We start from the raw sequence: 26,625 nt of genomic DNA, 5'->3' as shown, positions 1-26,625 counted from the left end.
AAGGAAGCAAGGATGCAACCTCTTCATGAAACCTCAGATCCCGACTTTCTACGCCTAGATGCGTTACGCCGTCTTCAAGCACTTGATTCCCCTACAGAGGAACGTTTCATTCGTATAACAAGGATGGCTCGTAATATTTTTGACGTGCCTATTGCCCTAATATCCTTTGAAGATAATGAGCATGGATGGGCTAAACCTTGTTATGGTCTAAACATGCATGAACCACTTCCGAATATCTCCTTTTGTAAAAAAGGGTTTCTCACAAAGAGCATGCTTGTTATAGAGGATACAACTCAAGATCCCCTATATGCTGAGAATCCGATGGTTATTGGGGAGCCATATATTCGCTTCTATGCTGGACACTCATTAGTCATAACGAATGGACTGCACATTGGTTCCTTGTGCATTATAGATCGGAAGCCAAGGGTTTTTGGTGACAAAGAGAGACTTTTATTTACTGACTTAGCATCTACAGTTGAGAGCGAGTTACGTGCTGTACAAATGGCTACAATAGATGAACTTACTGGGATCACTAATAGACGAGGGTTTATTCTTTTAGCTGAGAAATATTTGCAGCATGCATTTAGAACAAAGAGAAGTCTTTCATTATTGTTTATCGATTTGAATAATTTTAAATCGATAAACGATCGCTTTGGTCATGATGTGGGAGATGATGCATTGTGCCAAGCTGCCAGACTAATAAATATGGTTTTTAGAAACTCTGATATTTGTGCAAGATTAGGTGGTGATGAATATGTAGTTTTAGTTCCTGAGACAAACAATGAGTATTTACAATATATGCGTAGTAGGATAAATATCTCATTTGATGAATTCAACTTACACAGCGGTAAAGCCTACACCCTATCTTGCTCAGTAGGTATAGTGAGCTATAATCCCACGACTCCACCAGATCTAAACATGTTACTTCGATTAGCAGATGACGAAATGTATCGTTGCAAGCAAGATGGATAAATTAGATGCTAGCCATGGGTAAATTAATTATGTGTTCTCAGCAGGAGATTAATGAGTTACAATGATAAGAGCAACATGAACTTTTTTATCTGTGCTCATTCAGATTATTAAATCTACTTAATAGTTCTGTTGTGCGCCCATATAGTGACGGCGACTCTTGATTTTAGATTAAGTTTTCTTAAAATATTTTTCACATGTATTTTTACAGTCCCTGGTGATATGAATAAAAGTTTGGATATAACTTTATTCGAGTGGCCCTCAGCAAGAAGCTTTACTACATCAATTTCCCTATGGCTTAATGATTCGATAATGCCAACATTTATTTCTGATGATAAACTTAACATGAGTTTATTTTTTGGCTGAGGGCTTTCAACTGATGCATCTGCACATATACTCTTAATGTAGCTGATTAAATCAAGCGGTTCAATATCTTTTAAAAGATATCCATTTGCTCCGAACCTAAACGCTTCTACAACATCAATTTCCAAATCTGACTCGGTGAAGATAACGACCTTGCTTTTTATTTTCTTTGCTCTGATTCTCTTCAGCGTTTCTAATCCATTAAGCACTGGCATTTGAAGGTCAAGCAATATTAAATCTGGTTCATATTCTACTGCCAGATCTAATCCTTCTTTACCATTGCCAGCCTCTGCAATTACCTTCATAAGGTGATCTGTTGAGAGTGTAGCTTTGACTCCTGCCCGCAATATAGCGTGGTCATCTACAAGCAATACTTTTAATGCTTGCATTTCTTCGATTGAAACTTTGTTATCCATAACTACATTCTCAATACCATGCTAGCGTCACATTACACCATACGTGCATAAAAAACACTATAAATCAACACGTTAACCAATATGCAGGATGCAACTCTATAATGGCCCATAGCTATGTATCTTTATCATTTTAACCCCAGTCGTTTGGCTAGACGATGTAAGTTACCACAATCAATGTCTAAGGCTCGTGCTGTTGCAGCCCAATTATCATTATGATCTGCTAGTACCTTTTTAATTAACGCAGACTGAAATGCATCAGTTGATGCTCTCAAACCCATTTGGTTACTAGCGAAGTCATCCATATTTTCGGTAGGACTTATGCCAGATTGAGGCATTGGTGGTATAGCTATACTGAAATGATGGGTTGCAAGCGTCAGAACCGGACTTCGTTGCTCTGCTCTAGCCAATACGGCACCACGATGAATGGCATGCTCCAGTTCGCGCACATTACCAGGCCAGTCATAGCCCTTCAAAAGATGCAGTGCTTGAGGTTGGATCCGCAGTTGCTCTAACCCCATACTCACTCGACAGCACTCGCAAAAGTAACCAGCCAGCAAGGAGATATCATCCTCTCTGTCTCTCAAGGCTGGTACATGTATAGGGAAAACACTCAGGCGATGATAGAGGTCTGCTCGAAACTCGCCATCGATGACCGCTTTCTTCAAGTCTCGATTCGTTGCAGCAAGCACACGTACATTGACTTTTAGTGGAGTGTCATCACCAATCCGCTGCAAGTCTCCATATTGAATGACACGTAGCAATTTTGCCTGCAATGATAAGGATAATTCACCAATTTCATCCAGGAACAATGTGCCCTTATCCGCTAGTTCAAATTTACCCGCACGGTTATGAATAGCGCCTGTAAACGCTCCCTTCACATGTCCAAATAGTTCACTCTCTGCTACGGATTCCGGTAGAGCTGCGCAATTGAGATATACCAATTTGCGATCTGCACGTGGCGAGCCAAGATGTACAGCTTTTGCTATTAACTCCTTACCTACACCCGTTTCGCCCAAAATCAGGACGTTTAAATCAGTATTAGCAACTATATCTACCTCATGCTTTAGCTGCTGCATCGCCTGAGAATGCCCGATTATCTCGAACCTATCTGCACCTGTTGGTGTTGAAGGTATTAATGGCTCACTGCTCTGGCGAGCTAAACGCTCTAGTAGTAATGAGTTACTTAACGCCGCTGCCGCTAGCGCACCAACTAAACGCAACTCTTCATCGCTAATGTCATCAAACTGGGCAGGATTCATTCCATCGATGGTCAATGCACCAATCAAGACTTGATCGGAGAACAAAGGTAAACCAACACAAGCATGCACCTTAAATTCTGCATGATCAGGGATCAAGCCATCATAGGGGTCTGGCAAGTTACTATCTGCCGGAAAGCGTACTACGTCACCAGCACGAGCAATTGCCTCCATGCGTGGGTGCTCCTTGATGGCGAAACGGCGTCCTAATACGTCCTGCATTAAGCCATCGATGGCGAGCGGGATGAACTGGCCTCCTTCGTACCGTAGCAAGGCTGACGCATCTGAGTTCAGTAGGCTGCGAATACTCTGGATAAGGCGGTGGAATCTGTCTTGATGTGAAATCCCCAGCTGTATGTCTATAGCAATACGAGCCAAACTGTCTGTCGAAATCATCGTTAGTGTCCAAATGACATTAATGCTGTCATTTAAACAATATCAACGCTATGTCATTTTAACAAATCAATAAATTAAATCTCATAAAAACAATAAGTTATGGGTTGGCATGTTAGCTGCAATAGTTGATATCAAGAAATACCAACTATTACATACTGAGGAATTGCCAGATGACCATTCATGTCAAAAACAACATTCACTGGGTCGGCCAACGGGACTGGGAAGTTCGAGATTTTCATGGTACTGAGTACAAGACAAACAAGGGGACGAGCTACAACAGCTATCTCATCCGTGAAGGGAAGAACGTGCTGATTGATACAGTCGATCATAAGTTCAGCCGAGAGTTCGTTCAAAACCTTGCAGCAGAGATCGACCTTAACCTTATCGATTATGTGGTGATCAACCATGCTGAGGAAGATCACGCAGGGGCACTGACCGAATTGATGGCTCGTATCCCAGGCACTCCGATTTACTGCACTCACAACGCTATCGACTCAATCACGGGACACCATCATCATCCTGAATGGAACTTCCATCCAGTCAAAACAGGCGACAGTCTCGACATCGGTAATGGCAAGCAGCTGGTGTTCATTGAAACACCTATGCTGCACTGGCCCGACAGCATGATGACCTACATGACTGAGGACGCAGTGTTGTTTTCTAACGATGCCTTCGGTCAACACTATTGTGATGAGCATCTGTTCAATGACGAAGTAGATCAAACCGAATTGATGGAGCAGTGCCAACGGTACTACGCAAATATCCTCACCCCATTCAGCCCACTTGTGACAGCTAAAATCAAAGAGGTGCTTGGATTCAACCTGCCAGTAAGCATGGTGGCAACCTCCCACGGTATTGTCTGGCGTGAGGATCCGACCCAAATTATTCTCAAGTATCTGGAGTGGGCAGACCACTACCAAGAAGATCGTATCACCCTGTTCTATGACTCGATGTCAAACAACACCCGTATGATGGCCGATGCCATCGCACAGGGTATTCACGAAGTTGACCCTGGGGTCGCAGTCAAGATCTACAACGTAGCCCGCCACGATAAGAACGAGATCCTGACACAAGTGTTCCGCTCCAAGGGAATACTCGTGGGCTCATCCACAATGAACAACGTCATGATGCCTAAGGTGGCAGGCATGCTGGAGGAGATAACTGGCCTGCGCTTTAGAAACAAGCGTGCTTCTGCATTCGGCAGTTACGGCTGGACTGGTGGTGCAGTAGATCGTATCCAGACCCGATTGATGGATGCAGGCTTTGATATCAGCATTTCTCTGAAAGCCAAATGGCGACCAGATGGTTCTGCACTGGCAGAGTGCCGAGAGCATGGACGCCAGCTCGCTCGTCAATGGGCGTTACATCCTATTGAGGTGCCTCGCCCAGAAAAAGCAGCCCATCAAGTGCCATTCACTGTTGATATCTCCCCTGTAGAGGAGACCACCCAGTCAGTTGTAGCCGGAGTAGACGATGAGCAAGCAATGCTTTGCACAGTCTGCCAGTGGGTTTATGACCCCGCCTTAGGTGAACCGGATCAATTGGTTGCGGTTGGCACTCCCTGGAGCCTTGTACCGGAGAGTTTCCTTTGCCCTGGTTGCGGCATCGGCAAGGAGGTATTCGAACCATGCGCAGTGGAGGCATGTGTATGAGCGCATTAAATGAGCATTATGCTGGTTCCAGCCAGGATATAGTCATCATCGGTAGCGGCTTTGCCGCTCAGCAGTTGGTAAAAAGCTTGCGTAAATTAGATGGTGAAAGACCGATCCGTCTTATTACCGCTGATAATGGCAATGAATATAACAAACCGGACTTGAGTCATGTGGTCAGTCGTGGTTACACCGCCAGCGCAATGACAAAGTTGACGGGGGCTCAATTTGCTGAACAGCAACGTATCATTCTGTCACCTAATACGATTGTGCATAGCATTAGTCCGAATAACAAAATGGTACACACAAATAATGGCGATTTTTCTTATGGCCAGCTAGTGCTGGCAACTGGGGCCAGTTCTATACTGCCTCCCGTTCCCAACTCGGATAAAATGGTAACCCTCAATAGCCAAAATGATTATGCCAATGCCGAACAATTAATTAAGAATGCAAAACGCATTATGGTACTCGGAGCAGGTTTGATCGGCTGTGAGTTGGCTATGGATATGGTGGGCCAAGACCGAATTGTGACGCTTGTAGATCTGGCGGACAGCCCCCTAAGTACATTAATGCCAGCTGCATTGAGTCAACCGTTACTGCAAGCCTTACGGGAGCAGGGGGTTGACCTAAAACTTGGTCGAGGTATCAAGTCGATACAAAGAGGAGATGCCAACGAATCCTTTACGATAGAGCTCACTGACAGCAGTTTCAGTGAACAGGATCTTGTCATTTCAGCTATAGGTCTACAACCGAATCTATCCTTAGCGATGAATGCGGGACTGGCTGTAAGGCGTGGAATTGTAGTGGATGAATACCTGAGAACATCGAGTGAGCACATTTATGCGCTTGGTGATTGCGTTGAGTGGAAAGGTGAATTACGCCCCTTTTTGCAGCCAATTGTTCTCGGTGCCAATGCATTATCTAAAACTCTGATTGGTAAGCCAACACCACTAACGCTTCCTCCAATGCTAGTGAAGGTAAAAACACTTCAATATCCTTTGCAGTTAGCTGGTAGAACAAAAGGTACAGACCTTTCATGGCAGTTTAAGTGGAATAAAAATGGAATGGTCGCAGAAGCTCGCAGCGAGGATGGTGAAATGTGCGGCTTTGTCGTAGGTGGAGACCAAATGGGAGCTGCATTCCCACTTCTACGCCTTCTTTCTAGATGAATAATTGCTGGCTGAGCATATGCTCAGCCTTACTTAATTTCATAGATTATTAAGGATAAAACATGTCGCTACTGCATAGTATACCAGCTCATTGGGTTGTTCGCCGTTCAACCCCATTCTTTACAAATGAAAACGTACCACAGGCTCTATTAACCCATCACAATACAGCTGCTGGCGTATTCGGTCAGTTATGTGTAATGGAGGGGACGGTAACATATTACGGTTTTGCTGATGAAACAGCGGAGATACCTGAAATTACGCTTGTAATCCGAGCCGGAGAGTTTGCAACCAGCCCACCTCAGTATTGGCACAGGGTTGAACTGTCTGAAGATGCTAGATTCAATATCCATTTTTGGGCTGAAAACGTAAGCTCAGACACCCCACTCATTAAGACAAGAGAATAAATTACAATCTTATCATCGCCACAAACTAGGCCAACTGCCCATCCAGATCAAAATGAATAACTGTAATGTTGTTTATGATTGGCTGTTTTTGCGATGGGAGTTGGCTAGATGAGTGGGATTGAAACCATAACCATGCTGAGTGGCTTGGTGTATCTGTTGTTGTTCCAGTGGCATGAGCGTTCAGGCTGGTCTTGGCAGCTGTTCCTGATGCTAACCGCTGCTGTATGGTTGACGGTAGCAGCTAAGCCACCACTAAGTAGTTTAATCGTGTTTGCTGTCGCTATTGGCATGCTTTATAGATATAAATTAATATCCGCATTTTATGATTCAAGTGATCAACAACTTCGTAGTTTAGTTAGATATTTCTTAGTTATATCGTGGGGATTTGTAACAATACAGTATGGCGTTTATATTTTTCAACTCCACCAGGGTGACCTACCTTGGCTGTCTAGACCTGATATCGTAGATGGCTTTCTACCTATAGCGGGCGGTCTTGGCTTGCGAGCGTTGTTGAGTTTGGGCATTACTGATTACCACCACCCAGCTGCAACAATCACAGTCATGGTTATTTCCTTATCTGGACTCATTTTAGGTCGTGCCTTCTGCTCATGGTTTTGCCCTCTTGGGGTTGTCGGTGAATGGCTGCATCATTTTCGAAATTTGCTGCTACCAGGTGAGTGGGCTCCGCCAAAATGGTTAGACCTACTGCTCAAGTCTCAGAAATTTCTAGTTCTATCATTTCTGATGTTCATAGTTATTCTTGCTGTTCCAAATGTCGCACTGCCAGGGTACTTGATGAGTCAGTTTCACCAAGCTGCTGACATGAAAATGGGAGCCTTCTTTTTCAACTTGAACTTCATATCAGGTATTTTTGTTGTCTGGGTATTAAGTGTCACGATGCTTTTCAAGCAAGGTTTCTGTAGATACCTATGCCCTTATGGTGGATGGCTTTCCTTGTTGGGGCTTCTGACACCATTACGTATTCGCAGGTCTTCCAGCAGCTGTTTACGAAGCAAGGGATACGATTGTGATAAATGCAGTAGAGCATGTCCATCAAGGATACAGGTTCATGAACTTATATCAGTCAGAAATATTGAGTGTACAAACTGTTTAACTTGTATCTCTGCATGCCCAAAACAAGCTAATGCGATTCATTTTGGTACTGCGAATAAAATGGTTTCAGCAAAAAATCTGCTTACAATGTTGTGTGTTTTACTTCTCTTAATGCCATTGTTTGCTCATATTGTTTTCGATTTTTGGACAAGCAACACACCATTAGAACAACGCCGTTATCTATTGGATATTCTGCCGAGTCTTTCACATTAGAGTTGATGTCTTATCTCACAAAAGCATAAATAATCAACATTGATGAAATAAGGTGTATCCAGGTTAGGTTGCGATAGTTGGTATATGAACTTAGATAGCGTTAGGGTATATGTATTCAATGGATAGAATCACTATATACCTAACGCATATCATGGTTAGGTAAGTTACGCCACATATAGTTCTCGTTAATATATGCTGGATTTGATTTTAGTTTTGATAGTGCTTCATTGATATCAGATATGACTTTATCACCCCACTCGGTTTTCGGTGCGGCAACATAAGTTGATATTTCTTTTGGCTGTCCAGCTATCGGAAGAACTTTGAACTTCCCTAGATAAGCCTTTTTATTTAAATCAGATACTGTTGATGAGCCATACCCAAACTTACGTTCTGTGTAATAGATAATTTCCTCTGGGTATGCAATGGTAAAACCATTTACATCTTTTAATAGCATATCCAGGACATTACCCATCGGAGCATTGAGCGAGTAGTTAACTCTCTTATTTGTTTTATCTTTAATTGCGAGGTCAAATTTACTTCCATAAGAACGAGATGCTATGAAATAGCCAAGTTTATCCTTCGATTGAATCAACCGAAGCAAATCAACACCGTCTCCATCAATTATATACTGCTTATAAGTGTTAAGCTCACTGGATGGTATGATTACATGTGGTGCAGTTGATAGTGTTTTATGAAAAGTAGAAAATGTTTGATACTTCTCTCTTTCAGGCGTTTTTAGCATGTTGCCACAGACAACTTTTTTCCCTTGCTGCATCATCCGTTGAATTCTGGCAATATTCGCCCATATTATTACATGGTTATACTGAGGTAATTCAGCTCTTATCATTGCGTCAGTAACATCAACCACACCTCTACCTGAATAGCTGCCATCTTTTATATAAAGTGGAGGAATGTCATACTGAGCCCAATGTATGGTCTCTTTTGCAGTTACATCGACAGATATAATAAAAGATATGAGTATTAGAAGAATCCTTTTCATGACTATTTCACCTCTCTATTATTTTGATAAATAACCATAGTGCGGCGATTAGTCAGCAACACTAACATCTTCACAAGAAAAGATTGGCATGCGTATGTGCTTTTGTAAACCTACTAACGCAGAAATTCCTAGTTTGCTGTATCTTCAAGGATCGTGCTGAACGTTGATACGCCGAACTCTCCCGCTTGTCGCCATACACGGCAGCATGGGGCTTGATTGTTGCTGTCCCATAGAGCCCATAGAGCCCATAGAGCTTGTACGCTATGTGGCGTGCTCTTGAGATCAAGTGCTGTCAGTCAATGGTTAGATAAAAAATGGTTTTCAGGTGAGAACCACACCTACACAATCAGTATTTGAAAATCATGGAATTTTGATATATGAACTATATTTTCGCCTTAAATCATCAATATCTTTTTTTGCTTTCCTTTCTTTTTCCTCTAGTGCTTTTATCTCATTTGATTTTTCTTTCAACAACTGCTCAAACATTACTTTAGCCAGCTCTCTTGCTTTAATATCAATGATGCTTGCCAAGTCTTTTGATTTTTCTGTTAGAGCCTCTTCTCGTTCTTGCAGCGAGATGATGCTATCATTTAAATTCTTCTGTATTAGGTCTAAGGAGGCTGAACGCCTACGTATTTCGACTTCACCAGCATCAAGCTGAGCCTCTTTAGCTTTAATTGTTCTATTTATATCATCAACCTGTGAATAAAACTCTGCCTTAAGTTCATCTAAATTAAGAAGGTCGCGTAGTAAGTCTTGCTTTTGATCAACTTCATCTTGTATATGATAGAGACGGTCTTTCAATTCCATTTCAAAGCTTCTGTATTGGTCTTCCAATAGGATTATCTTTTCCTGTGCCTCTAAAATGGACGACTCTTTTTCTTTTAATACTCTCTCCCATCTTTTTAAAATTGCGTTAGCCTTGCCTTCTGCATGCCGAGACTGTTGAATCACTCTTTGCATATCGCTTAGTTCTGATTCGCGCGTATTTTTTATCGCTTCGAATTCTGCATTAAGTTTTTTAACCTCTGTCTGGTGCTTTGAACTCAAAGATGAATACTGATGCTGTAAAGATAATAATTGTTGTCTATTATGGGAGTAAATCATTTCGGAGAAGTTGCCTACAGGGGCTACAGACACCCATTTTTTGGAGCATTTTTTTAGATAATCTCTTATCTCTTCTTTTGATATTATCTCTCCTTTAACACGAAATCCACTCAGGTCAAGTTCAATGCAGGTTGCATTCACCCTCTTTAATTCTTTAACTTTCCCTCGATCACAAAAGTGCGTAACTGCAATTTCGATGAGAACCTTCTCTCCCTCGATGAACCCAATAACATCAGGTATAACTCTGCCCTCATAGACCTCACATACCATCTCATCAAAAACTATGTTTTTATGGATTGGGTTTATAGTTCCAATCGGCAGTATCAACTGCCTATCCGTTGCTAAAACCTCTTTAGCCAAGATGTGTATTTCGGTTTCTGGCTTCCAGGTACAGGAATTCTGCTCGATTGAGTTAGGCTCATGAGCAAAATAATGGGCTTTAACTTGCCCTTTCATAGCCCAGACAGCGCCCTGACAACCAATGCATGTGCAATTGCATGCTTTTCCACTAACAACGTATTTGACATCAACGATATGGCCGTTGTCATCAAGAGCACGAGTCATCAGGATTCTTGCCATATCTATCCAACCCATAAATGAATTATGTAATAGAACGCATCATTTTATTTAGTTCATTTAGTTCATTTAGATGCTTTCACTACATGAGTAACTACAACATTTTTATGAAAAATCATATGGTTACAGTTAATTACTTTGAACTTCATCAAGTTCCAATTGGATTTAGAGATATGACCACTCCCCAGGCGAGCTCATTGGGCTTTAGAGGATGCGTAGGAGTTGGCTGACAACATGGAAGGAAGGTGGAAGAGCAGGCCGTTACAGCATGTTGGAGAAGGCTTGAGATTGATTCCAATGGCAGTGCGCACGAAAGTGGCGTAAATAAGACACCGATTATAGGTCGGTGTCAGGTGATAACTAGATTTGTACAACCTGTGTCATCAGCAAGTTCAGAGGGCTGGCCAGACGTTTCAGGTTTTAAGCGCTTTTCATTACAACCCAGTATTCATGACCAATTGAACTATGGGAATGAATATGAGGAGACAATGGAAATGCAATGTCGTTCATTGTGCTCATATAGGATATTTCGCACTCAGGGCTGGGTATTGACTGACGCTTCAGAATGTAATCTTGATGCAGTGCAAGGTGAAGTACACCCCTTGAGTCAGCTCCATTCGGCAGTATCGTCACTGATTTATCTTTCAGTTGAGCTATAGGTAGTTCGTCATGAGTTACTTGATGAACATAGCGTAGATATGCTTGTTCGACTCTGTGAAAGCCAGTATCGACCATGCGAATACCATCAGGTTCTAACCAACGTTCAACCTCGCCTGTAGGGTGTTTAAGATAAGCTGCTCGTGTGAAGAATGAACGCCCATTCTTGATCACTTTCAAGTCTTTAGGAATGTTATCTTGGTTAATCACACCAATCGGGAAGTACGTATTCGTGAGAGCATTTGTTGATGTATCAATGGACGATAGTGCTGCGATCTGGATACCTAGGCCGTGTGCCCGCTGTTGTGTATCAGCAAGCAGACACAACTGTTTGGTACAACCAGCAAGATCATCAAATAGCTTACCAACGCCTACACCAGGATACACGAATAATAGCGTGAACGGTTTAGTATGTTGGTCTAGAGGGAGCCCAGATTGGGATAATAATTCGTAGAATTCCTTTCTGTAAGACATAATATATATCACATTATTTTCGGTAGTGAGTTAGTAACTACCACATGATTGTTATTTGGAGGTGGTGATGGCTTGCAGTAAGCCGTTAGCATATTGAGTTGCAATTAGGTAGCAGATCGCGACACATAATCAACCATCCTTCTCGGCCAAGTGATGGCAGCCACCTGTGGACGGCAATAGAATATTCATTGTTCATGTTAAGAAATATTTTTTTGTTACAGTTTTATGGCAATGTCACTGCAATCACGCATTGGTGTCAATAGCTTACTATCTGTAGTCATATAAATCAAAATTGATTAATATGGTTATTCTCGTTTGAGTTTGGTTAATTGTTTGGCGATTTGAAGCATTCTTGACGTTTTCCCCTACGAACTTGATTTTTTATAGCGGATAAATTTTATGCAAATAATTCATATTTAATGCATGATTAGTTGCATGGGGCTTACAAGCATTTATGGTTGAAGTGACTCCAGCCATCAGAACTATGCAATAATCAATAGCTGGCTCGACAGGTTGCTTGGTTGCAAAGGGGTAGCGATTAGTCCCTCCCAGGTGAGCTCATTGGAGGATGTGCTGGAGCTGGCTGGTAATCAGGGAGGGGAGATAGGTGCAATACGATGAAAGGGTCTGAAATTGATGCCAAAGGAAGGGCGCACGAAAGTAGCGTAAACAAGACACCGGTTTAAGACCGGTGTCAGGTGATAACTAGATCTGTACACGCCTTTCTAGTCTCCTTATCTCTTGACTAAAAATGAACCCAGCAAGGCTATCACTAGGGGAGCCAGGTACTACGATAAATAAACCACAGTTTGGTGGATATAGCAGGCCATGTTTTTTACCTCGTTTGTATCTCCAGTTTCGTCTGATATATTCCCGCACAATATCATTTATTTCTTTAGAAGCTGAATATTTCATGATTCCTCCAGCGAGGATGAGTTAGTTAAATCTATAACTGTTTCTCCAAACTTGGTTATTTCCTGAAAGTGAAGGATTATCTGCTCATCATCAGAAGCAAAATCTTCTGATGCCCATACCCACTGTAATTGTCTTGTTATATCATTAGCTGCATCTTCTATGCCTTTTTTAGACCACGGTGCAGCTCGATAGCTACCATCAGGCATTAGTTCAACTAACGAAATAGTGTAACTTAGATTGTAAAAGCCAAGTTTTCTACGTTTTTCCGCAGATAACCTCCACGTGTCACAGGTTAAATTAATTCTTCCATTATTCGCACTGACCTTCCATGAGACCTCAGGTAGTTGATGAAGATGAGTACGCAATCCCTCTGCTAGACCACTAGTAAGCTTATTAACTATCCAGGCATGAGATCTACCACTAACTATAAACCTGTTAAATACCGAATCTTCTTGGTCAGTAAACCAACCTTCGGAATATGCAATCCTGCTCTTAGCATGATCAGTTATCTCAATGATTTTCAGTCTTAAATTTGTTATGTCTGATGGATAATTAAAATCATCATTTAAGGTTACAAAATTTGCTTCATCAAATGCTATTCGGTCTAGCTCAGACAACATCCATTTATCTGCTTCACTAGGTGACACCCATTTTAATCCATCAGGCTTAGGTAACGTCCTTGAAAAAATGAAAGTGGTTTTATGGAAGTCACTCATTCTGGGGTGGATAAGATCTACATGTATCCAGGGATATGCATGCTTAATGCTGATATGCATATCCTCTGTATAGTAATGACTCACCTTCTTGATGACATCTTGTACCTCCCACATAATCTCACTAAGGCCATACTCCAAACTTGTACTTATTGAGTCCATTACAGTCTTACGGATAAACCAGTGACCATGTACATTAGCAGGATTTAGAATTTGCTCGCTACTCCAACCTGTAATATCTCGAAGTTTTATTAACTCGTCAGGTTGTCCAATCAATTGAGCCAGTTCTATTTTGATGCCAAGATCTTTTGCATAACCATGGATGTCTTCGTCTATATCGGGACATTCACTATTATATTGTCTTTGCCACTCAGAGAACTCAGTGTTAAGCGCTAGGTTATTGCCGAGTTCCAGCTGTGCTTTTAGTTGTTTGACTAATTTATCTATATAGTGATAAGACTCAGGAGTATCTTTTCCTTGTAATACCTCTACGGTTGTTTCAAGCACTTGAGCTAGAGCAATTGCCAAAGCCTTGCTGGTATGTCCGTTCTTTTCTACTCGTTGGTAATGACCAATGAGGGTTTTTGGAGCGGCCTCTGGAGAGCGTCCCAAAATCTTGTAAGCCTTACTCATCAACACTTCTTGGGTCAGGCCTGATTCAACGCGCAGACCCTTCAGCCTTTCAGGATTGATGACAAACGATGTTCTTCCCATATGAATGCGCTCCTAAGTGACGATGCACATATCATGTCGGAAAGAATAAATGTTTCATAGACATCATAAATACCACATATATTCTCTGGTATGCCGAACAACAGGGTTCATTGGGTCATACGCTTGGTCTTGAGCTTCGAGTTGCGTAGGGGACGGGAGAAAGGAAGGTTGCAGCGATAGCGACATCAGCTGCAATCGTCATTACTTGCCGTGAACGATAGAGCTTTACCGCACCCTGGGTGGTGGGCGGCAAGAGGTTTAAGATCAAGCAACGTTTGGCTGAAGGTTACGAACCTTGTGTTTGTCTGCTTTCCTTAACCTTTACTGAACTGGACACCTGTCCCTCAAATTTTTTCAAAAATCCATCTACATTCAGACCTGCAAAAAATGATAGGACATATAGTAATTTCTCTGGATGCTCAGCTGAAGGCGAACCTACAGCTACAAGACCAGCAGAGATAATCAAATAAGTGGCGAAACCCATCAGGCCTGAAGCAAATGGTCGGAATAAATACCAAACAACCCAGACCTCATCCCATTGCTTTCTGACACTATAATTCAAATACACCGCCCGCAAGCAATACAGTACGCCCCCACTAACTGCTACCAACACGCACTCGATAACTTGCTTAATCGACACAACCCAAGGAGGGGGGGCATTAGTTGTGACCATGTACCAGTACCCAATGGAAGGCATTAGTAGCAAAAGAAGATAGATGCCAACAGCGATAGCACAGAAAAAATCTCTTTTTGTGTAGGCTTTCGGTTGTATGGGCAGCTCTTTTCTGGTGTTTAGCTGCTCTTGTATAATTTCATTTTGCATTAAATCGATATTCCTTTTTACCGTCGGTTAAAGCGACATAACTTTGTTCGATCCCCGCAGTTCCAAGAATCAGCATGATGAAATAATTAAGCTGATGTTCAGATTCTAGAAAGGTACTTCGGATCGATTGGGTGTCATCCCAAGAAGGGGTTGGATTACAACAAGGGTGAGTATGCCAATCACCGAGGTAGTGTAATCCCATTTTGAATCTCTCCTGTATTGTTTTGTTGGCTTCTCGCTTATTCCATGAAAAGCCAAAGCGAGACCTCTTGTCAGCGCTGCTGGGGGAGGATACAGATAAGACCGTCACCACACCGGAATCGATTTCTCCAAACAGAAAACCACCTGCTTCATCTTTTGTACCAGTTTGTTTGTGCTGGTATAATTGGTTGATCGCGTTTTCCGAAAAATTCACTGATAGCCCATGTAAAGAGAGGGATGTGAACTCAACAGACGCAGCCTGACTAGATAACGCTGAGGATTCTAGAGCCATCGCCAATCTCTCCATACTTTTCTTCCCAACCTGGATTCCATGTGCCATCTACTGATTGCAGAAGCTTTCGGCTCCCTACCCATACACGATAGCAATCTTTATAAATGCCTTCACAAGCAAGCTCAGTGACAGTTTCAGCTATCATGCTATGCCCGAAGCTAAGTTCTACACCGCCGTATGGCTGGAATACGCCACCACAAAAATGTGTTTTCTTTGTGGTTTGATGGTCAAACTTGGCGCAGCTTTCTTGGAGTTTCCCTGTGTTATCAAATAGAGACCCATAGCTAAAGCTACCGGCCATATTTACATAGCAATGGGTAGCTACAGCATGTGCTTCGGTAAAACAGAAGACAACACTACATAATAGTCTGTCATTTTCTATCATTTCCTGTATGGCTTTATCTGATGCCCATTCTGCTGTTGCACTTATGACCAAATCACATTTTGTTGTAAGTGCTTCTATAGCTTTCTCGTCGTCAAACCATTTACGACACCCTGCATACAAAACATTTACCCATGGGTAGTTCTTCTGAATATAACTTTTGCAAGCTTCCGCCTTATTGGTGCCTATGTAGTTCATGCCAAGAAGGTGTCTGCCGACATTTGCAGCTTCAAGTGAGTCACCATCACATAAAACAAACTGACTGAACCCAGCTTTAATAAGTAGAGGGATAAGACTTGAACCTACAGAGCCAAGCCCGATAATACCAATAGTAGTTCCACTGGTTATTGGGAGGCATGGGTTCGAGTCTCTACCTAGAACCCATGATGGGTCTCTGCGTTCTACGTCTATTCCACGGATAGCAATTTGCGAACATCTAGCTTTTAGGTATTGTAAAGGGATACGGTTATCTCTAAAACCATTTCCAGCTTTTGCTTTGGGCAGATTTTCTTGTCCGGCATGACCTCTTGTACTAATGCCACCCACGCACCTCATCGCAGTAATAATTGCACCGTTGACTGTATTGGTTTGTACTAAGAATGCATGATTATTGAGACTAGAACCCAAGATACATGCGATTGCAGCTAACGCTTGGTCGTGATTGACACATTGGGCTTCCAGTATCGACAAAATATTACCAAGTGTCGTTGGATATTCCGATGGCCGCCAAGCTTCAGTCAGATTAATAAGGAGTGTGGTAGAACAGTGTTTGTGGCTCGGCTTGAGGCCAATATTTTTCAGCCAAGCATTGAGCTCATCTTTGGTGTCAGCAAATATGACTCCTTTGGTGCTGTCATAAGCTACATGAATCTGTCGAGATGTAAGGATCTTGACGTTACATAAACTGGTAGCCTTCTGTTCCTTTGGTGAGGGGGTATAAGAACGAGCCCAGTAACTTAACAAACCAGTGTAGAAGTCCTCATCGAGTTCACCTGAGATTGTTTTTTCTACCAAAGAGTGACTGTCGTTGATTAGGTGTTCAACATAAGCAATGTCTTGCGGGTCAAAGGAAACCTCATCCCCCCATACACAAAGCCTACCTTCCTCTTCAACATGAGGGTACTTTAAGACTTCCAGTATGGGGTGAGTATAGATGTGCGGAACACGGAAGGGAAAAGTAGGTATAGCCGCAACAATCAATTGAATCTCATTACCACAGTCTGGGTGCCTGATGTCAGTTTGGATACGCCAACTGGCTGCATAGGGGCTTGAGGTAATCCCCAAGCCCCGCAACTCTCCTTCAGATAGTCGCTCAGCCGAATACCTGTCAGAAAGGTACTCGCTTAGTACCTCAATTGAGGTCAGCTGAACATTAGGCATACGTACTTTTTCCGCTCTTAGAAACCGCTGCGGGGTTAGCAACCGTCGAGAAGTCACGCTTTTGTGTTTTTTTTGTTTTCTTTGGCTTGCCTTCAGTGAAAGTGATCATGAGTGAATTCGGATTGCCATCAGCATCCTCACCTTGCTCCACTACGGCCAAAAACTCGCCTCCTTTTTTGTCCTTGAGAATTTTTTCGTATTCATCCCTAGCACGTTGTGATGGAGGTGTCTTTTCACCAAATTCTTGGCTGCTACATAGAATTAATGCGCTTGGGTTTGCGAAGCTCAAGGCAGCATGGGCGGACTCATTCAGTTGAGGATCTTCGCATTGCGATTCGCTGTCATTAGAGAGTGAGCGCCAAGAGCAGTGGTGTGGAGCCAGAAGAACATCATAGGCAAGCTCATCAAGTTGACCCGTAGCCTTCAGCTTGTCATGAAGAACTTCCCAGCACTTAACTTCTGCATCGCCGCCGATGAGAACTGAGTGCGTGTGGGTGATATTGCAAGCAAGTTCGTCATTGTAGATAGTATTAGTCAAGTCAAAGCGGATGATTGCGCTGGAATTGTTCTTTGTAAGCTCTTCTTCGTCTTCGGCAACCTCCTGTTTATCGGCAGGAGCAAGCAAGAAAGCATTAAGAGAGTTGTCATCTATACCGGACATATCACCGAACAATGTATAAAGATCGGCAACAATGGGCTGGATATCATCTGTTTTGCCATCTTCATCTGAAGAAAGGATGATAATACGATTGCCAGCATCGCCAATGTGCTTGCTATCCCGATAGAGTTGAACTCGACGCTTAGCTTCTGTATTGAATACTCGGGCATCATCACAAAGAGGGTTGTTGCCATCTGCCCCTTTTGCTGTCGCTCGGCGGAATACACGAGGTGATGACCAAATTTCGTTGATGAAAATTTTATTGGACTTATCACTCCAGCCATCTGGAACACCAGTATGGAACATGGTGTCAAATCCGGTTATGTGGTCTGCATCAGGGTGGGTAAGAACAAACACGTCCACATAGAGGCGGCCATCTTCGTCAGTGTTCAGGCGCTCTCTCAGACGATCTTCTAGGTAATCGTACTCTTTACCTGCTCTTCGATAGCAGTCAATCAAAATCTTTTTGTTATTTTTAGTGGTGATTAAGGTCATATCTCCGTTACCTACGGGGAAAACCTCTATTGACGGTGATGCCATTTGTGTGCTCCATAATGAAGATGAGTTTAGAATACATGAGCTAATTGATACACATATCAAACCACTAGTAAGAACCGAATACAACTCAACGTTGTTTATCAAAATCGAAGTCAGATCACCCTTACCCAATCCGTTGCCCCCTTTATTCACTGGCTTGAGAACAGGCATACCAAACCCTATCAACTTGTATACAACCATGACTCTAGCCAGCTGCTTTCCCGCTTGTCGCCAACGTGGCCGCATGGAGTGCTACATTGTTGCCAGTCCCATGGGGCTTGTACGCAATGTCACATGCTCTTGAGGTCAAACAACGCCTGGTGTGCAGCCAGTTGGCTTCACAAGCCCAAACCACAACTTAGATGCAGCTCCGTGTGATCGCCCTCTCATCTAGTTTTCTCTACTCATAGGTTTGTGACCAAACTACTCCTGTAATCTGTTACGATATCACTCATTTGGCTCCACAACTTGTGGGCTAGGAAATCAGTCACATCACGCATTAATTAGAGAGTTGTTAATGAATGATTCCATAGCCAAGCTATCATTTAATTTTATTGGGAAAATCCTTGGCTCAGATACTATTGTTGTGCAGGGAGATAATTTAGTATCCTCAAAAAAAGATACTATTTTAGAAAATGACTCTGCATCCGACTTCAGAAGTTTTGCAACTTTTGAACGAAAATTTCTAGGCGGGATACTTACCTATAAAATTGGAGGTAAGACTAAAAAACACAAATTTATTAGATGTACTGATTCAGATAGCTTCGTTGAGTCGCTAAACTATTTAATAGCAAAGCATATTACAACAACAATAGAGCAGAAAGTTACCGAGTTTTATAGTCTTGCTTTTGATGAGTACCCAAGAGATTCCTGGGTGAGTAATCTTGCTCAGATATGTATGTCATTGAGCCGCGACTATGAGGCCCAGAGCGAACAATGGGAAATATATTTAAATCCTGAACTAATAGAGAAGGTAAAAAATCTAATATCATATCATCCTCTTAATATTGACTACATACGCGAACAGCACGAAGAGTATCAACTTATAAAAAGAAAAGAGTTCTTTGATGTAGTAGAATCAAATCCATTAACTAATGAGCAGCGTTTGGGCGTATTACGCTCCAATGATAGGAATATGGTGCTTGCAGCAGCTGGTACTGGAAAAACATCTGTAATGGTTGCTAAGACCCTCGATTTGATAGACCGAGGATTAGCGAAGCCATCGGAGATCTTGGTTCTTGCATATAACAATGCCGCTGCAAACGAACTACGTGAACGCCTCGCAGATAAAGCTAAAAAGTCTAATATTGAGCTAGAATCGACTCCAGAGATTGCTACTTTCCATGCGTTAGGCAGGATGATTCTACGTAATTCAAACGTTGATACCAACATATCTATTTTTACTGAGGATGACGTAAAGCTAAAACTATGGGTCACCTCATGGCTTGAAGAGTATTTATCATCAGATATCGATAGGATTTATGACTTTATAAACATGTTCCCAGAACCCGTTAACCCTTTTGATTTTAAGTCAAAATCAGAATATGAAGCGTATATCAGGGACAACGAATTCAGAACCCTCAACAGTGATCTCGTTAAGGGTTACCAGGAACTCCTTATAGCAAATTTCCTTTATGAGAATGGTGTTGAGTATAAGTATGAGTCTCCATATGTGACCAAACGGCGCATTGATATTGGTTTTGACTATCGCCCAGACTTTAAAATCATAGAACCTGAACTTTATATTGAGCATTTCGGTATAGACCGTCATGGAAGAACCAGGCCAGATATAGATCGTGTTTCTTATAATCAGTCCATTAATAATAAAAGAATGCTGCATAATGAATGTGAAACTGTTTTAATTGAGACATTCCATTATGAATGGATAGAAGGTGTCTTACTGGAAAACCTCAAGAAAAAGCTGTTTGATAATGGTGTCATTCTTAATCCATTATCTCCTGATGAATTGTTCAGCAAGCTGCGTGATATGGGTCATATCACAGGCTGGGGTGAACTTTTGACAAAAGCCCTCCAATCCATTCGAGTTGAACGCCTCACGAAAGAGTCCATACAGAGTAGGTTCGATGCTACTGGAGTGCATCATTCCAAGAAGCTCTCAGAAATCTTGGATTTGCTTCATCATGCATATATCAGTGAGCTCAGAGAACAGAATGCAATTGACTTTGATGACATGATAATCAGAGCGATTCAGGAGGTGAATGCTGGCAAATATATTCCTGAATGGCGATACATACTGGTTGATGAGTTCCAGGATATATCAACAGCTCGAATGGAGTTCATTCAGACCATCATTAAAAATGGGCCACAGCCATCACTAACTGTCGTTGGTGATGATTGGCAGTCAATTTATAGATTTAATGGTGGAAAGTTAGAGCTAACAACTCGCTTTGGTGAAATCGTTGGTAGCTACACGCTTACTAAGCTACAAAAGACCTTCCGCTATAACAATAGTATTGCTGATACTGCTGGTCAGTTCATTATGGAAAATCCTGAACAGTATAAAAAGTATATAGAAACGCATACTGTGGTTGAGGATTCACAGATTTATCTGCTTGATGACAAATCCCCAGAAAAAGGAGGTTTGAATAAAAGAGTCGCTGAGGTTGTTCAAAAGATTAGAGAAAATGATGCGACTGGAAGCATCGCCGTTATTGCTCGTTATAACTATCTTTTAAATGAGGCTAAGAGTGCATTAAAACAGACTAATACTTTGCGTAATGTTAACTTCTGGAGTTTCCATAAATCTAAGGGGTTAGAGGCAGACTATGTAATTTTAATCGGCTTCTTTCAAGGAAAGATGGGATTCCCTAATGAAAATAAAGACAACCTTATAGTTGAATCCCTGCTGCCATCTCTAGACCCATATCCTCATTCTGAGGAAAGGCGTCTCCTGTATGTGGGCATTACCCGAGCAAGGAAGAAAGTATATATTATTGCCAATCCTACAGCACCATCCGATTTTGTGACGGAGTTACTCTCGCCAAAATACAAGATAAATGTTGTTTCAAAAGCATTCAGTGAGGAATCAAAAAAAAGGTTCAAGTGCCCATACTGTACAGATGGCTATCTAAGGTTGGTTAAGGGGCCGTATAGTGATTTCTATGCTTGTAGCACAGGTTTTGGCTGTCCTGTAGGAAAGGCTAGAGTGTGTGAAAAATGCCACTCACCATCAATTGATACAAGGAATGAGAGTGTTTGCAATAATTCTCTTTGTGGTTGCAAAATTAAAATATGCCCTGAGTGCGGACGACCAATGAAAATCCGTAATGGTCAGTATGGTGACTTTTGGGGATGTACTGGTTATGGGATTAAGGATGACCAGTGCAAGGTTACCATCAAGGTCAAGGCAGGCTTATGATAACTAATTACGTGAGTTAAGGTAGGGGGACATATGGATACGTATTCCGAAATCATAAATGAATTCAATAGTACGTTTTCTACCAATGCTAGCCTGTGTGAAGATTTAAAGGTTGGGTGGGATCTGGGAGATTGTAGGTCTTTTGCTTTATACCAGTTAGTAGAAGACCAACGCAGTGCCCCCTTTGGTACGGTTCTATACCACCATATCGGCAGCTACAACACTGGTGAGGTATACGAAGCAGAGGGGACAGCTGGCTTCAGGCTCAGCTCACGGCTCGATAGTATTGAAAAATTTTTCCCTTTGTCTTCAAACGAGGCGACTCGTAGATTAGATATTGGGTATCGGTCACCCTGGCTTGGCGGTAGTTGTGCATTTTCCTCTATTCCATTTAAACGGTGGTGGGTTAATTCATTTAAAACATTGTGTGCAAATGCTCCTGCCCAGGCTGAGCTGGTTAACTCATTCTTGACGCGAGAGATAGAGGTTCTTGCAGAGGCTGCCAGGAATAAAGGCCATAGAAGTGGCTGGGTTTACAATAGGTTCATTGATAAACTTGAGTATCTCTCGATGCGAGTGAATCATGAATTTCTTGACTCAACACAATATTTATTTAAGCCTGTGCTGTTTTTTAATGAGTTTTCTCATAACTTGGTTAGTTTGAATGAGCAGGAGAAAAAAGAGTTAATGAACAAGGCTAGAATAGATAGCCATTTTGATGACCTATCTAGAAAGTGGTGATCACTTAGTTGATGATGAAGGTGATTTATTTTAACGTGGTAATTAAATCACCTTGCTTATGGGTAACGTGATATTGTTATTACATGGGAGCTGTATTAAATATATGGCTTCATCTTGATTTTCCTCTATACCAGCTAAAAAACAAAGGACATCTTGATTCATCCACTACAGTGATATCTCCACGGAGAGAAATTTGGGTGATTGAGTCATTTTTTATCTCGAAACCGGAGGATGAGCGGCCTGCTTCAAACAATAACAGAATGGCTTTATAAGCCATGATCTCAGCATCAGAATATTTTGGTGTTACTCCCGATGCCGTGCGTGAGGTTATGCTATTTAATCGTTGTCGCTCTATTTCTTGATGAGCATTTTCTAGAGCAGCTTTTAGATTTTGGGATTCACTGCGCATTGCTGCTAACTCGCTGCGTAAGATTAAGTTTTCCTCGGCGAGTTGTGCCTCCTTAGAGCGTAGTTGGATTTTTATTCGCTCCTCCGTTTTATAAAATGATGCGACTAGCGTTCGGTAAGGACTGTTTTTTCGTCTTAATGTGGAGCCACTTAATAAATCTCTTCTAGGGTGGATCTCTGATGAGATATCCTGAGTTGAGTAAATCTCGTTATATCTTCTAGCTATTGCCTCTGTGAGGGCGGTTAGGGTGGGGTAGAGATCGCAATCGAGGCTTCTCAATATTTTCTCAATGCGATCTTTTCGAGTCTGAACCTTTCGCTCTTTCTCTATTAGCATTGGACTATATTTCATTCGCTCAAACAATTTTGAGTTCCTCTAGCAGGTTTATATCTAAGGTTTTCTGTTCCATACACAAATCTAGGAGCTTTTCTGGCGTCGTATTTTTTAACTCAGCTAATAAGGTCAAGTTTTGTACTACAAACCTCACAGGGTCATAATTCTGCATATTATCAAAACTAGGTAATGTCTCTCGCATAGCCATTACCTGAATTTTACCTGCGATCATGGAGGCCATGCGTTGTAAATAATTACTCTGCATTGAGGGTGCTCCATTGGTCTCCTGTAGTCGTGCAAATAGTTTATTGGATATATCGTCACTGGGGATTATCCTAAATTGTTCGATATTTTTAGCTCCTAATATCATGAATGAGCCTGGATTGTCCTCTATATGCCGTAATCTAACAAACCAACACGATGCTTTATATAAACTATTTGTTAACTGTATTCTTAGCGTATCTTGTTCTGCTTGATTAGTTGAATTCTTTAGCATTGCAGAAGCATCATTTATCTCATCTAGATTGCGTCTTATTACAGCCGAAATTGCCACTTTGTGATGCTCGGTAATACATGCTCGTGAACATTCATGACAGTTCATTCTACCATGTGTGTTAATTACTTCTTCTGGGCACTGGTTGTCATGCGGACAAATGTGAGTGTAGTTGAGAGCCAAACCACGGCCACCGGACTCTTTGAGTGCATTCAGCCCCACCTCAGAGCCTGCAAAAAATGGTGATGCATTACCATCGAGTCGAGTAACCGCATTAATGAGATCTTCTTCACGAACAACTGACTCAGTTACAGATGCTATTCTGTATTTTTCTCGAATTGGAGCCAGAACCTTATCTGTTTCAATGTCAAGTTTGGTATAAAAATTAATGGTGCCATCACTCTGTCCTGTAAACATCCTTACCGCCTCACTATCTCCAGTTGCGGCATGAATTACGGTTACAAGTTGTGTTCGCAGACTATGTATAGTTATTGCGGTTTTCTGGACGATTGGTGTGAACGGATGTGGTTCTGACTCATTACTATATTTTATTAAATAAGAAGGTGCATTGATTATTGAACCATGTTTTTTTGCGTGATCTAGGCTTCTAATCGTTGCATTTATTGGTGCGTAACTGAGTTTGCTGACAAATGGTATTCCAGTTTTTGTTAGCCAATCCTCAAACATTTTAATATAGGGAGATATAGAAAAATGATAATCTGAGTTTTTTGATGTTGACTGTAGCAGAGGGCGGAATTTTCCGTTCTTGGACTGCTCATTATCCTGATATGGGATCGGTTGTGTATATGCCTCCTCTGAGTAAAGCTGTCTAAGTGTTCTGGCAAAACGCAACATGACCATAATTTCTTCCGATATCATACTATCAAGGCCTGTTGGTTTGACCTTATCGGTTCGAATGCGGAGTGGCACTAGTCTTTCACTGATCATTCCATTGATGGGAGGTGTATAGTCAGAATCAAATGTATCAGCACATAGGTATGCAGCGTTAGAGGCTCGTTGGCCTGCATAAGCAGCTATAACCAAGATCATAACATGGTGATAGTTAGCTAACGGAACCATAGTAAGCGATTTACCCATTTTAATTTTTTTCGTTATGCCTTTACTATTGCTTGGGTATTCAATGGTTCCAATATCAAACTCCATACCACCTAGCGTAATAGTCGCTGGTATGAATATAGAGTTTGAGTCACTGTCTATAGTGTTCTGTAAATGTTCAAAATATGGAATTTTATGGATTTTATTTAATTCTAACTTCAAAACATCAACGTATTCTGACTCATCATTTTCTAGATGTTTACGTGCTCTTTTAGCGGAAATAATCAAAAGCGTTTTTGCTAGCTCCTTCAAAAAAATACGAAATATAACCCAATATCCCAAATGAAATATATCTTTGCTGCTTTTGCTTCTGGCTTTATATCCTACGTTTCGAAATGAACGGATAGGATTAGACTTTAGATTATATCCATCGATTTCATGATATTCGTCAATTATTGTTTGAAAAAATCGCCTTAATGTTGCAAGAGCTTCTCTTATCGTGTTTCGCTCATTAAAATCCGTATCATCATCCCTGCTATTATCTTGTACTAAAGCGTCAATGAAATCGAAAAGTGAAACAGGATATATAACATCTTTTCCGCTGGCTTCAGCGGTTTTTTTATATTGATAGTCTATAACGGGATCCACGAGAAAAAACACAGAACCTATAAACTTACTCGGGGTGTTAGGATATTCAAATAAACAGTTTTCATTTTTTTCAAAAAATTTTGGTAAATAAGAATATAAATACGAATTCAGATATTGTAGTGCTCTTGCTCGATCTTTTGATGTGTTTTTCTCAATATGAGCGACATTACAGAATGCTAGTTGAGCTCGTTTCCATAGACCATCCTCGATGTTGTTTGGAGCATATTCAGTGGTGCTTTTATTTATAGTAATATCTCCAAATTCAACAATGCCTTTGTTTACAATAGGGATTAGTACACGTTGGACGGTCGAGTTATGGCAGACTTCGCCTAATAACTTTATTTCCTCACTGCGACATACCTCTTTGTATTCAACATTTTTGTGTTGGGCATCTCTAGTGGAGAAAAGATTCTGGTCATTCAGCTTGGCTATTCGAGATTCTACAGGTCGTCTTGTAAAAAGTAACTCAACATCATTACACCACTCATGTGGAAGAACTCTGCCAACTTCTAATGCATAGCAGACCTGGCGCCATGCTATTGCGCTTGATGGCATGGCAATAGTACTCTCAATCATAAACTGAGAAAACGACTCAGGTGTCATTTGTTTATATGAGGTAATACCATTGCAGAGCATATAACGGGCAATAAAACTGACAGTTGATGTCAACGTTTTATGATTGAAATTTGTCCCTTTTAGAACTTCATTTTTAATAAATGGTCTCAGTTCTGATTTTTTATCAGGGCGTTGTGATTCAGCAATTAAGTCTATAGCAATTCTAGGAAAATAGTGAAGCCATGTCCCATTTCCTAATAGCTCATTATGAATCTTTGCGTCTCCCCAACGGATTTCAGCGGGAAGTTTGCATCCGGACTGCGCAGCATTAGCCAGCAGAGCAAAAAAAATGAAGCGAACGGTTCCCTTGGCTTTACTATCAACAGCCAAATGCATTATGGATGGAAAGATACTATCAAAATTATCCTGCCACGCTCTTGCATCCGAGATTGTTTCAAGGATTTTTGTAACAAGTGATTCATTCCACTCAATTGGAACCAAGCTTAATTGATAGGCGAACCATTTTCTGGGGTCGTAGTTACGTGCTACACCCTTAAGATATGAGAAGGCATGAAGGTCTTCTGAGATTGACTGCCCAATGTCTCTGAGATTCTTATCATCTAACATAATTAAC

19 protein-coding genes are annotated in these 26,625 nt (G+C 41.5%); 7 read left to right on the top strand and 12 right to left on the bottom strand.

Annotation, left to right across the window (positions count from 1 at the left end; genetic code table 11):
• Positions 1 to 12: 12 nt before the first annotated feature.
• The gene (locus G5149_RS06990; protein WP_123172652.1) at positions 13 to 972 is read left to right on the top strand and encodes a sensor domain-containing diguanylate cyclase; all 960 of its coding nucleotides are present in this window, start codon (positions 13 to 15) and stop codon (positions 970 to 972) included.
• A gap of 113 nt (positions 973 to 1,085) precedes the next feature.
• Here G5149_RS06990 and G5149_RS06985 read toward each other — a convergent pair whose 3' ends face one another.
• Together G5149_RS06985 and norR are read right to left on the bottom strand one after the other, a co-directional pair.
• Positions 1,086 to 1,748 carry a response regulator gene (locus G5149_RS06985; protein WP_052200038.1) on the bottom strand — a complete coding sequence of 221 codons (663 nt, stop codon included), beginning with the start codon at positions 1,746 to 1,748 and terminating at the stop codon, positions 1,086 to 1,088.
• A 125-nt stretch (positions 1,749 to 1,873) separates the two neighbouring features.
• Positions 1,874 to 3,400 (bottom strand): nitric oxide reductase transcriptional regulator NorR, encoded by a 1,527-nt coding sequence (gene norR / locus G5149_RS06980; protein ID WP_047437273.1) that lies wholly within the window; start codon positions 3,398 to 3,400, stop codon positions 1,874 to 1,876.
• Between the two features lie 170 nt (positions 3,401 to 3,570).
• Between norR and norV the strand changes: the two genes are divergently transcribed.
• The 4 genes from norV to G5149_RS06960 all read left to right on the top strand — a co-directional run bounded on the left by norV (position 3,571) and on the right by G5149_RS06960 (position 7,948).
• Complete coding sequence (gene norV, locus G5149_RS06975) at positions 3,571 to 5,052, top strand: anaerobic nitric oxide reductase flavorubredoxin (RefSeq protein ID WP_017408675.1); 1,482 nt, start codon at positions 3,571 to 3,573, stop codon at positions 5,050 to 5,052.
• Positions 5,049 to 6,218 (top strand): NADH:flavorubredoxin reductase NorW, encoded by a 1,170-nt coding sequence (gene norW, locus G5149_RS06970; RefSeq protein WP_042024864.1) that lies wholly within the window; start codon positions 5,049 to 5,051, stop codon positions 6,216 to 6,218. The genes norV and norW overlap by 4 nt, the downstream gene beginning before the upstream one ends.
• Before the next feature lie 62 nt (positions 6,219 to 6,280).
• On the top strand, positions 6,281 to 6,622 hold the full coding sequence (locus tag G5149_RS06965; RefSeq protein WP_017408673.1) for a DUF1971 domain-containing protein: 342 nt from the start codon (positions 6,281 to 6,283) through the stop codon (positions 6,620 to 6,622).
• A 108-nt stretch (positions 6,623 to 6,730) separates the two neighbouring features.
• Positions 6,731 to 7,948 carry a 4Fe-4S binding protein gene (locus tag G5149_RS06960; RefSeq protein WP_139440982.1) on the top strand — a complete coding sequence of 406 codons (1,218 nt, stop codon included), beginning with the start codon at positions 6,731 to 6,733 and terminating at the stop codon, positions 7,946 to 7,948.
• Between the two features lie 139 nt (positions 7,949 to 8,087).
• Here the strand turns inward: G5149_RS06960 and G5149_RS06955 are convergent, their stop codons facing one another.
• The 8 genes from G5149_RS06955 to G5149_RS06920 all read right to left on the bottom strand — a co-directional run bounded on the left by G5149_RS06955 (position 8,088) and on the right by G5149_RS06920 (position 18,380).
• On the bottom strand, positions 8,088 to 8,948 hold the full coding sequence (locus tag G5149_RS06955) for a TIGR02285 family protein (RefSeq protein WP_139440983.1): 861 nt from the start codon (positions 8,946 to 8,948) through the stop codon (positions 8,088 to 8,090).
• A 360-nt stretch (positions 8,949 to 9,308) separates the two neighbouring features.
• Positions 9,309 to 10,634, bottom strand: coding sequence for a hypothetical protein (locus G5149_RS06950; protein WP_139440984.1), 1,326 nt, complete (start codon positions 10,632 to 10,634; stop codon positions 9,309 to 9,311).
• A 417-nt stretch (positions 10,635 to 11,051) separates the two neighbouring features.
• On the bottom strand, positions 11,052 to 11,762 hold the full coding sequence (locus G5149_RS06945) for a hypothetical protein (RefSeq protein WP_139440985.1): 711 nt from the start codon (positions 11,760 to 11,762) through the stop codon (positions 11,052 to 11,054).
• Between the two features lie 911 nt (positions 11,763 to 12,673).
• A complete protein-coding gene (locus G5149_RS06940; protein ID WP_139440986.1) occupies positions 12,674 to 14,104 on the bottom strand; it encodes a hypothetical protein in 1,431 nt (476 codons plus the stop codon).
• Between the two features lie 286 nt (positions 14,105 to 14,390).
• Positions 14,391 to 14,927, bottom strand: coding sequence for a hypothetical protein (locus tag G5149_RS06935; RefSeq protein ID WP_081999281.1), 537 nt, complete (start codon positions 14,925 to 14,927; stop codon positions 14,391 to 14,393).
• Complete coding sequence (locus tag G5149_RS06930; RefSeq protein WP_162513481.1) at positions 14,917 to 15,420, bottom strand: Mov34/MPN/PAD-1 family protein; 504 nt, start codon at positions 15,418 to 15,420, stop codon at positions 14,917 to 14,919. Before G5149_RS06930 ends, G5149_RS06935 begins: the two co-directional genes overlap by 11 nt.
• Entirely contained in the window at positions 15,392 to 17,182 is a 1,791-nt protein-coding gene (locus tag G5149_RS06925) for a ThiF family adenylyltransferase (RefSeq protein ID WP_081999283.1), read from the bottom strand. The genes G5149_RS06930 and G5149_RS06925 overlap by 29 nt, the downstream gene beginning before the upstream one ends.
• Entirely contained in the window at positions 17,175 to 18,380 is a 1,206-nt protein-coding gene (locus tag G5149_RS06920) for a cobalamin biosynthesis protein CobQ (RefSeq protein WP_081999279.1), read from the bottom strand. The genes G5149_RS06925 and G5149_RS06920 overlap by 8 nt, the downstream gene beginning before the upstream one ends.
• Positions 18,381 to 18,894: 514 nt before the next feature.
• On the opposite strand from G5149_RS06920, the gene G5149_RS06915 reads away from it, so the two are divergent.
• Positions 18,895 to 21,756: a UvrD-helicase domain-containing protein gene (locus tag G5149_RS06915; RefSeq protein ID WP_139440987.1), complete on the top strand. Its 2,862-nt coding sequence runs from the start codon at positions 18,895 to 18,897 to the stop codon at positions 21,754 to 21,756.
• 33 nt (positions 21,757 to 21,789) lie between these two features.
• Complete coding sequence (locus G5149_RS06910; RefSeq protein ID WP_139440988.1) at positions 21,790 to 22,497, top strand: hypothetical protein; 708 nt, start codon at positions 21,790 to 21,792, stop codon at positions 22,495 to 22,497.
• A gap of 109 nt (positions 22,498 to 22,606) precedes the next feature.
• On the opposite strand, the gene G5149_RS06905 is transcribed toward G5149_RS06910, so the two are convergent.
• Positions 22,607 to 23,269: a hypothetical protein gene (locus tag G5149_RS06905; RefSeq protein WP_139440989.1), complete on the bottom strand. Its 663-nt coding sequence runs from the start codon at positions 23,267 to 23,269 to the stop codon at positions 22,607 to 22,609.
• A complete protein-coding gene (locus tag G5149_RS06900; protein WP_139440990.1) occupies positions 23,262 to 26,618 on the bottom strand; it encodes a hypothetical protein in 3,357 nt (1,118 codons plus the stop codon). The genes G5149_RS06905 and G5149_RS06900 overlap by 8 nt, the downstream gene beginning before the upstream one ends.
• Positions 26,619 to 26,625 lie beyond the last annotated feature (7 nt).

The sequence above is a fragment of the Aeromonas sp. 600479 genome, from assembly GCF_049175515.1.
GTDB lineage: Bacteria > Pseudomonadota > Gammaproteobacteria > Enterobacterales > Aeromonadaceae > Aeromonas > Aeromonas veronii_A.
The sequence above is the reverse complement of the archived record's forward strand: the minus strand, read 5'-3'. Positions and strand labels throughout refer to the sequence as shown.

Excerpts from the sequence above, each read along its gene's own strand:
- G5149_RS06955 (WP_139440983.1), bottom strand. The coding sequence starts at position 8,948 with ATGAAAAGGATTCTTCTAATACTCATATCTTTTATTATATCTGTCGAT.
- G5149_RS06900 (WP_139440990.1), bottom strand. The coding sequence starts at position 26,618 with ATGTTAGATGATAAGAATCTCAGAGACATTGGGCAGTCAATCTCAGAA.
- G5149_RS06925 (WP_081999283.1), bottom strand. The coding sequence starts at position 17,182 with ATGCCTAATGTTCAGCTGACCTCAATTGAGGTACTAAGCGAGTACCTT.
- G5149_RS06940 (WP_139440986.1), bottom strand. The coding sequence starts at position 14,104 with ATGGGAAGAACATCGTTTGTCATCAATCCTGAAAGGCTGAAGGGTCTG.
- G5149_RS06910 (WP_139440988.1), top strand. The coding sequence starts at position 21,790 with ATGGATACGTATTCCGAAATCATAAATGAATTCAATAGTACGTTTTCT.
- norR (WP_047437273.1), bottom strand. The coding sequence starts at position 3,400 with ATGATTTCGACAGACAGTTTGGCTCGTATTGCTATAGACATACAGCTG.
- G5149_RS06985 (WP_052200038.1), bottom strand. The coding sequence starts at position 1,748 with ATGGATAACAAAGTTTCAATCGAAGAAATGCAAGCATTAAAAGTATTG.
- G5149_RS06950 (WP_139440984.1), bottom strand. The coding sequence starts at position 10,634 with ATGGCAAGAATCCTGATGACTCGTGCTCTTGATGACAACGGCCATATC.
- G5149_RS06960 (WP_139440982.1), top strand. The coding sequence starts at position 6,731 with ATGAGTGGGATTGAAACCATAACCATGCTGAGTGGCTTGGTGTATCTG.
- G5149_RS06945 (WP_139440985.1), bottom strand. The coding sequence starts at position 11,762 with ATGTCTTACAGAAAGGAATTCTACGAATTATTATCCCAATCTGGGCTC.
- G5149_RS06915 (WP_139440987.1), top strand. The coding sequence starts at position 18,895 with ATGAATGATTCCATAGCCAAGCTATCATTTAATTTTATTGGGAAAATC.
- norW (WP_042024864.1), top strand. The coding sequence starts at position 5,049 with ATGAGCGCATTAAATGAGCATTATGCTGGTTCCAGCCAGGATATAGTC.
- G5149_RS06990 (WP_123172652.1), top strand. The coding sequence starts at position 13 with ATGCAACCTCTTCATGAAACCTCAGATCCCGACTTTCTACGCCTAGAT.
- G5149_RS06935 (WP_081999281.1), bottom strand. The coding sequence starts at position 14,927 with ATGCAAAATGAAATTATACAAGAGCAGCTAAACACCAGAAAAGAGCTG.
- G5149_RS06930 (WP_162513481.1), bottom strand. The coding sequence starts at position 15,420 with ATGGCTCTAGAATCCTCAGCGTTATCTAGTCAGGCTGCGTCTGTTGAG.
- norV (WP_017408675.1), top strand. The coding sequence starts at position 3,571 with ATGACCATTCATGTCAAAAACAACATTCACTGGGTCGGCCAACGGGAC.
- G5149_RS06965 (WP_017408673.1), top strand. The coding sequence starts at position 6,281 with ATGTCGCTACTGCATAGTATACCAGCTCATTGGGTTGTTCGCCGTTCA.
- G5149_RS06920 (WP_081999279.1), bottom strand. The coding sequence starts at position 18,380 with ATGGCATCACCGTCAATAGAGGTTTTCCCCGTAGGTAACGGAGATATG.